Below are 6,969 nucleotides of genomic sequence, written 5' to 3' on the forward strand. Positions count from 1 at the left end.
AATCTCCAGCGACTGGCGGTGCAGCGTAGCCCCTTTGTCCAGAATGCCGATGACCCACTGGGTAAAGCCGCTGACCGCCGTGAAATACAGAAGGAACTGGGAGGCGGGCAGACCTTCGGTGAGGGCCAGCCAGATGAGGTAGGCGTAAGCGATGCCGTCCCTGGCAAAGGTAAGCACCAGGTCGGCGCCGTCGATCCAGAGGTAATGCAGTTCCCGCCGGCGCACATAGTCGCTGAACAGCCGGATGACCCGCTCCCACACATCGCCCAGCCAGGGCTGCAGCCCAAACAGGCGGATGTCCTTGGCGTTGGCCCGGTCGGTACAGCTGCGGCGCAGATAGCCCATCCGGTTGCTGTACTCCTCCTCTTCCTCCCGGTGCTGATAGATCCAGCGGTTGGTGCGCAGGCTGACCAGATACCCTGCCGCCGTGGTGACGACCACCACCGCCAGCAGGAAGGGATGCAGCCCCGACAGCAGCACCAGATAGGCCCCAAACCCCAGCAAGTTGGTGAGCAGATCGGTGAGGGTCTGCCAGATGGCCTCGACAGCGTCCTGGTTGGACGAACAGGCGCCGACGGATTTTTCGACGGATTTGTCAAAGCCGGTGTCCAGGATATTGGGAAAGGAGGTCCCGGCCATTTTATCGCAAATGCGGCCGATGATCTCCAGCCGGACGCTGATGCGCCCATAGACGGCGTTTTCGTCCAGGTACGCTTTGACGCCGTAGAGTGCAAACAGCACCCCGGTGAAGGCCAGAATCACCCACACAAGGCTTTGCAGCGGGGCGTGGGATTCCACCCGGGCCAGCACCGCCGGGGCCAGCAGCAGCTGGGCAATGGTGCTCCCCGCCGTGGCAACCGCGATGCCCGCGCACAAAAAAGGAACGCTTTTGTCCACCCGCCGGGCCATGCCCAGCATGAAGCCCACGTTCTGCAGGGTGTTGTATTTGGGTTTTTCTTTCATGTATTTCACCTCTTGCCTATACCCTACCACCAAAAAAGTCCCCGGGCACATTCCGGGGACGAATTGCAGTTTTGGGGGGACGAACCGTTCACAGCTGGGGGATCAGGATCTCGGTGGTGAAGGCGCCGTCCTCACTGTTGCGGCTGAGATACCCGTCCAGCTTTTCGATGATATTGTCGATGCGCACCAGCCCGAAGCCGTGCCCCGCCCCCTTGGTGGTGGCAAACCGGCGGCCGATCTTTTTCTGTTTGCCGGTGGCCGTAAAGTTGGTAAAGCTGATGTACAGCTGGGTGCCCTTCATATCCATATACACCCGGATGAGCCGCTGTTCCTCCGGCAGGGAAAGGCTTGCCTCGATGGCATTGTCGAAGAGATTGCCCAGAATGACGCAGAGGTCCAGTTCCGACATCCGCAGTTTGACCGGGATGTGGGCGTCCGCCTGCACCGGGATATGCCGGGCCTTTGCCAGGGAAATTTTGCTGTTGAGAATGGCGTCGGCCATGGCGTTGCCGGTCTTGATGACGGTATCCACCGTGTTCAGGTCGGTGTCCAGCTTGTCCAGATAATCCTGAATCCCCGCCATATCCCCCTGGGCGGCCAGGGCTTTCATCACCTGGATGTGGTTGCGGTAGTCGTGCCGCCAGCCCCGGATCTGCCGGTACATATTCTCAACCTCTTTGTAGTGGGTGTCCACCAGCTCCCGCTGGTAGGCTTCCAGTTCCCGGTCCATTTTTCGGGTAAAAAAGCCCATCCCCTTACCCCCTTTGGATGATGGCGCGGTTGATCCGCTCATAAGCGCCCCGGGGCAGCGGCACCTGGGTGCCGTCGTTCAGGGTCACCGCCGCTTTGGTCACCCGGGCCACGCAGCCCAGGTTCACCAGCGCCGACCGCCCCAGCCGGAAGAAATTGTCGTCCAGTTCCCCTTCCAGCTGGCCCAGCGTCATTTTTACCGTGCAGTCGGTTTTGGCGTGGATGGTCACATAGTTGCCCTGCACCTCCGCCCAGCGGATCTGGTACACCGGCAGCCGCACCACCTCCCCGGGCAGTTCCAGCAGCAGGGTGCGCTGGTTGCTGCGCAGTTTTTCCACCGCCCGGTCCAGCACGCCGAAGAGTTTTTCTTCCCCCACCGGCTTCATCAGGTAGTGCAGGGCTTCCACCTCATACCCGTCGGCAATGTAATCCGAATAGCCGGTGATAAAAACGATCTGCACCGCGTCGTTTTCCTTGCGCAGGGTGCGCGCCAGGCTCACCCCGTCCATGGGGCCCATCTCAATATCCAGCAGCAGAATCTGCAGGTCCTTGTCCTCGGCATACTGGAAGAGGAAGCTCTCCGCCGAAGGGTACGCTTTCAGGCACACCCTATGCCCCCGCCGGGCCGCCCAGCGCCGCACCAGCGTTTCCAGGTAGGCGCGGTCGGCCTCCGCATCGTCACAGATGGCCAGTTTGCATTGCATGGCAGTCAGCTCCTTTTCCCGGGCGGCGCGCCGCCGCGAATTTGCACAATGTATCACTGCCATTGTAGCCATCCCGCCCGGGAAACGCAAGCCCCCGGCGCCGAATCCTTCCCCGGCAGCGCATGGGGCGGCACCCTGGCTGATGACAAAATCCTCTTTGTATACTATAATGGAACCACCTTACAAACACGGATACAGGTCCGGATGCAGGAAAGTGAGTCACATGCCCCCATGAACAAAACACAAGACAAGGAATACCTGTTTGAGCGCATGCCGGCCCCGGCGCCGTCATGCAGCTTTCGCTGCCCATCGTCATCAGTTCCCTGGTCACCATTCTGTACAATCTGGCCGACACCTTCTTTGTCGGTATGCTCAACAACCCGGTGGAAAACGCCGCCGTCACCCTGGTCTACCCGGTAACGCTGGCCTTCAACGCCGTGAACAACCTGTTCGGCGTGGGCGTTTCCAGCGCCATGAGCCGCAACCTGGGCTGCAAGGAATACAACCAGGTGCGCAACATTCTGGGCGTGGGGATTCCGGCCTCCATCCAGAATCTGCTCAACGTGCTGGGTTCCACCCTGCTGAACAACTTTACCGCGCCCTTCGGCGCCGCCGCCATTGCGGCCATGGGCATCAGCCAGAAGCTTTACATGATCCCCATGCAGGTGGCGCTGGGCTTTTCCCAGGGAATCATGCCGCTGGTCAGCTACACCTATGCCAGCGGCAACCGCAAGCGGTTGAAGGCTGCCATTGTGTTTGCCTTGCGCATCATTGGGCGTCCATGCTGGCCATTACGGTGGTTTACTGCCTGGGCGCCCCGGCCATGATCCGCGCCTTTATGGACAGCACCGAGATCGTGGACTACGGTACCCGGTTCCTGCGGGTGATGAGCCTGAGCTTTGTGTTCCTGTGCACCGACTTCCTGACGGTGGGCGTGTTCCAGGCCCTGGGCATGGGCCGCAACGCCCTGCTGTTTGCCATCTGCCGCAAACTGGTGCTGGAGATCCCCCTGCTGGTTTTGCTCAACCGGCTTTACCCGCTGTACGGCCTGCCCTTTGCCCAGCTGATCACCGAGGTGTTCCTGAGCTGCATGGGCGTATTGATGCTGCGCCGGATCTTCCGGAACGAAGGGCCCCGGTGAGCGTTTTTCCCGTTGCTAAACCAAAAGGCAGCACCCGCAAAGGGTGCTGCCTTTTTTGTATGGTTCAGGAGCCGAACTGCTGTTTCATCCGGTGCAGTTCTTTCAGGCGGGCTGCGCCGTCGGCCCCCAGCCGCTGGGAAGCCGCCACCACCAGGGTATCCACCAATGCGGCGGCCGCGGTCATGGAGTGGTATTCCTTCTCGGTGCCGCGGTAGACATACAGATTCATATCGGCCCGTTCCTCGGCAGGGGGGTGGAGCCGCCCGGTAAAGCAGAGGGTGCGGTACCCCGCTGCCGGCTGGCGGCGCAGAATCATACGCCCTTCCGCCGAGACCTTGGAGAAGCCGAAAAACACCACCAGGTCCCCTGCCCCGGCCTGGACCAGACCTTCCAGCAGTTCGGTGCCGCTGCCGGGCAGCAGTTCCACCGGCAGGCCCAGCCGCCGCAGCCGGAAAAACAGCAGCTGCCCCATGGATGCCGAGGCACTTTTGGCCTGGATGAAGATCCGCCGGGCGGAAAGCAGGGCTTCCAGCGCCTGCTCAAAGGCGGCGGGGTCCAGGGCTTCCATGGTCTTTTGCAGGCAGGCCTGCTGCTGCAGCAGGTAGCGGCGGGGGTCAAACTCCCCTTCCGCCAGCACCGTGCGGGCCAGCTTGCCCGCCGGGCCTTCCAGATGATTCTGGGCCAGCACGTGGTTTTTCAGCTGCTTGAAGTCCTGGCAGCCCAGATGCCGGGCAAACCGGGAGATGGTCGCCTCCGACACCCCCAAATCCGCCGAAAGCTGGCCGATGGTCATAAAGAGAAATTCTTCCCGGTGACTCTCGATAAATTCCAGCAGGCGGCGCTCGGCGGGGGTCAGTTTTTCGGGACTTTGGGGAAACTGCAGCGGCATGGGGTACCCTCCCTGGGAAAGATGATGGGACTATTATACCACAGCCGGGGCGTATTGGGCAGCCCAGGCCGGTTCTTTGCCCAGCAGCACCGAAACATAGTCACCGCCCAGAGCGTGGATCTCCTTGAGGGAGCGTTTGAGCAGCGCCGCCGTGGCCACCTGGCGGGCGGCATTGTCGGAAATGCAGATCTCGTACGCGCCGCCGTTCACCGCCCGGCGCAGGGCTTCCACCGTGTTGAAAGATTCGGCAAAACGGGTACGCACACAGCCGTACTGCACGGCCTGGTGGGTATCGCTGCCGCTGACTACCGGCAGGCCCAGGGCCTTGCCCAGCCCCGTGGTCAGCCGCCGGGTGCGCTCCCGGTCCTCGGCCAGGTCCTTGCCGTTCATGTCCAGAAAATCCAGCCGGGTAAGCTGGTCGGTGGGCAGTTCGGGGATATGCCCCCCGGCCCGGAAGGGATGGGCTCCACCCACAAAGACGGGGTATTCCGCAAACAGGTCCATCAGCCGGGCAAAGGGCAGAAAGTTCCCCTTGGCCTTGTAGGGTTCCAGGCGGCGGTTCAGTTCCAGGATGGCTTCCATGGGGCCTACCGACAGGATATGCCCGCCCTCGGCAATGTCGGTCTCCATGCCGGGGAAGATGGGCAGCCCGTCAAAGACCAGGGTATCCCCCTCCCGTTCGGATTGGGAGGCAATATAGCGGTAAAGTTCGGCAAAGCCCCAGGTGTTGAAATGCTCGGTCAGGCAGAGGGCGTCCAGCCCGGCAGAGCGGGCTTCCCCAAAGAGCCAGTGGGTGTATTCCTGAGAAAAAGGCAGCTTTTTGGCCAGCTTGCCGTGGGTATGAAAATCCAGATACATGGTTCTTCCTCCTGTTACACAAGGCCGGCCAGCAGCACGGTGACAGCCACCCACAGCACCGACACAGCGGCGAAAATGCCGTCGTCCCAGGTGAGGTGCATGCCGGCCAGCTTGATGCGCCGCACCGTCTTGTTGGTGGCGGCGTAACGGTAGCCGCGCAGTTCCAGCGCTTCCACCGTGGTGCGGCTGCGCTTGGCGGTGTTGAGCATGAGCGGATAGAAGGCGGCCATGATGATCTTGACCTGATAGGCCAGGTATTTGACTTTGCCGGTAAAGGTATCGTGAGCGGGCGGGTTGCCCCGCAGCCGGTAGCTGAGCAGCACGTTCTGGAATTCTTCCATAAGCATGGGCAGGATGCGGTAGGCGTAGGAGATGGAGAAGGACAGCCGTTCCGGGCAGCCGTACCACATGAGGCCGTTGGCCAGCCGGTCGGGGTCCAGCCCCGAGAACACCGTGACCGACGCCAGCGAGATGGTGGCCACTTTCAGGGTGAGCACCAGCAGCGGCGCAATGGCGGAGGCATCGCCCCCGAACAGCCAGGTGGCCAGCAGCAGGTAGCCTGTCTGGGAAAAGACCCCCACCGCAAAAAGCAGCAGTACCAGCCCCGCCACCCGGGCCAGCAGGGTGGTGATCATGACCAGCACAAAGCACCCCAGCAGAAAGGCGGTATCCTGCACGAACCAGGGCACCAGCCCGAAGAAGAGATACCACACCAGCAGCACCCGGGGGTCCCGGGCGGCAATGACGGTATCGTTGTTGCCGTAGGCGTTTTTGAGCACCTGGTTGCGCAGAAAATCCATGGAGAATTTGTCCAGGATGTTTTCAGACAGTTTTTGCATCATACCGCATTCTCTCCTTCAAACTGCCGCAGGAATTCCGGCACCGTGTAGCACAGGGCCTGTTCCTCCAGTGCACGGCCCATGGTGAAGATCTCCGGCGGGCGAATGCCCACCCGGGCCGCCAGGGCGGCGTCCCCGAAGATCTCGTCCCGGGTGCCGTCCGCCACCACCTGACCGCCGCAAAGCACGATGATCCGCTGGGCCCACTCGCAGACCAGCTGCATATCGTGGGTGGCGATGACCACCGTTTCGGTGATTTCTTTCATATCGTTGAGGGTGTGCAGAATCTCCCGCCGGGTGGCAATGTCCAGGTTGGCGGTGGGTTCGTCCAGCAGCAGAATGCCGGGGTTCAGCGCCACACCGATGGCCAGGCTGGCCCGGCGCATCTGCCCGCCGGAGAGCAGCCGCCCGTCCCGGTCCGCCAGTTCGGTCAGGCGGAACCGTTCCAGCAGGGCGTCGGTTTTTTGCTGCCACCGGTCCACCCCCCGCACCTGCATGGCGTAGGCAATGTCCGCCCGGATACTGTCCTTGATGAACATCTGTTCGGGGTTCTGGTAGACCAGCGAGATGCGGCGGGAAAGGTCCTCGGGCTTGGTATCCCGCAGCAGCGTGCCTTCCAGCGAAACGCTGCCCTTGTTGGGTTTGAGCAGCCCCACCAGCAGTTTCATCAGGGTGGATTTGCCCGCTCCGTTGGAACCGATGAGGGCGATCTTTTCCCCTTTGCGGAAGGTCAGGTCCAGCCCGTCAAAGACCACCCGGGGTTCCCCCTTGACGCTGCGGTAGGCCACCGTCACCCCGTGCAGGGCGGCGGCTTCGGGGCCGGGC

Annotated in this window: 6 protein-coding genes and 2 pseudogenes; 1 reads left to right on the top strand and 7 read right to left on the bottom strand. The window is 62.0% G+C overall.

Annotated elements, in window-relative coordinates; translation table 11 throughout:
- The 3 genes and pseudogenes from H6B10_RS11335 to H6B10_RS11345 all read right to left on the bottom strand — a co-directional run.
- Nucleotides 1-963, bottom strand: a pseudogene (locus H6B10_RS11335) (ABC transporter ATP-binding protein); the annotation flags it as partial.
- A gap of 88 nt (nt 964-1,051) precedes the next feature.
- A complete protein-coding gene (locus H6B10_RS11340) occupies nt 1,052-1,714 on the bottom strand; it encodes a sensor histidine kinase (protein ID WP_204651710.1) in 663 nt (220 codons plus the stop codon).
- A 4-nt stretch (nt 1,715-1,718) separates the two neighbouring features.
- Nucleotides 1,719-2,417 carry a LytR/AlgR family response regulator transcription factor gene (locus tag H6B10_RS11345; RefSeq protein WP_204651711.1) on the bottom strand — a complete coding sequence of 233 codons (699 nt, stop codon included), beginning with the start codon at nt 2,415-2,417 and terminating at the stop codon, nt 1,719-1,721.
- A gap of 290 nt (nt 2,418-2,707) precedes the next feature.
- On the opposite strand from H6B10_RS11345, the pseudogene H6B10_RS11350 reads away from it, so the two are divergent.
- Nucleotides 2,708-3,558: pseudogene (locus H6B10_RS11350) on the top strand (MATE family efflux transporter).
- A gap of 64 nt (nt 3,559-3,622) precedes the next feature.
- Here the strand turns inward: H6B10_RS11350 and H6B10_RS11355 are convergent.
- The 4 genes from H6B10_RS11355 to H6B10_RS11370 form a co-directional block, all read right to left on the bottom strand.
- The gene (locus H6B10_RS11355; RefSeq protein ID WP_204651712.1) at nt 3,623-4,447 is read right to left on the bottom strand and encodes a MurR/RpiR family transcriptional regulator; all 825 of its coding nucleotides are present in this window, start codon (nt 4,445-4,447) and stop codon (nt 3,623-3,625) included.
- 33 nt (nt 4,448-4,480) lie between these two features.
- Entirely contained in the window at nt 4,481-5,305 is an 825-nt protein-coding gene (locus H6B10_RS11360) for a PHP-associated domain-containing protein (protein WP_204651713.1), read from the bottom strand.
- 14 nt (nt 5,306-5,319) lie between these two features.
- Entirely contained in the window at nt 5,320-6,147 is an 828-nt protein-coding gene (locus H6B10_RS11365) for an energy-coupling factor transporter transmembrane component T family protein (protein ID WP_204651714.1), read from the bottom strand.
- Nucleotides 6,144-6,969: energy-coupling factor ABC transporter ATP-binding protein (locus H6B10_RS11370; protein ID WP_204651715.1), on the bottom strand; the 826-nt coding region annotated here is incomplete at its 5' end. The genes H6B10_RS11370 and H6B10_RS11365, both read right to left, overlap by 4 nt.

Origin of the sequence: Gemmiger formicilis (genome assembly GCF_016901605.1) — a bacterium.
In the GTDB taxonomy this organism is placed as follows: Bacteria; Bacillota; Clostridia; order Oscillospirales; family Ruminococcaceae; genus Gemmiger; species Gemmiger formicilis_B.

Coding starts and splice junctions, on each gene's coding strand:
- H6B10_RS11340 (WP_204651710.1), bottom strand. CDS start 1,714: ATGGGCTTTTTTACCCGAAAAATGGACCGGGAACTGGAAGCCTACCAG.
- H6B10_RS11345 (WP_204651711.1), bottom strand. CDS start 2,417: ATGCAATGCAAACTGGCCATCTGTGACGATGCGGAGGCCGACCGCGCC.
- H6B10_RS11355 (WP_204651712.1), bottom strand. CDS start 4,447: ATGCCGCTGCAGTTTCCCCAAAGTCCCGAAAAACTGACCCCCGCCGAG.
- H6B10_RS11360 (WP_204651713.1), bottom strand. CDS start 5,305: ATGTATCTGGATTTTCATACCCACGGCAAGCTGGCCAAAAAGCTGCCT.
- H6B10_RS11365 (WP_204651714.1), bottom strand. CDS start 6,147: ATGATGCAAAAACTGTCTGAAAACATCCTGGACAAATTCTCCATGGAT.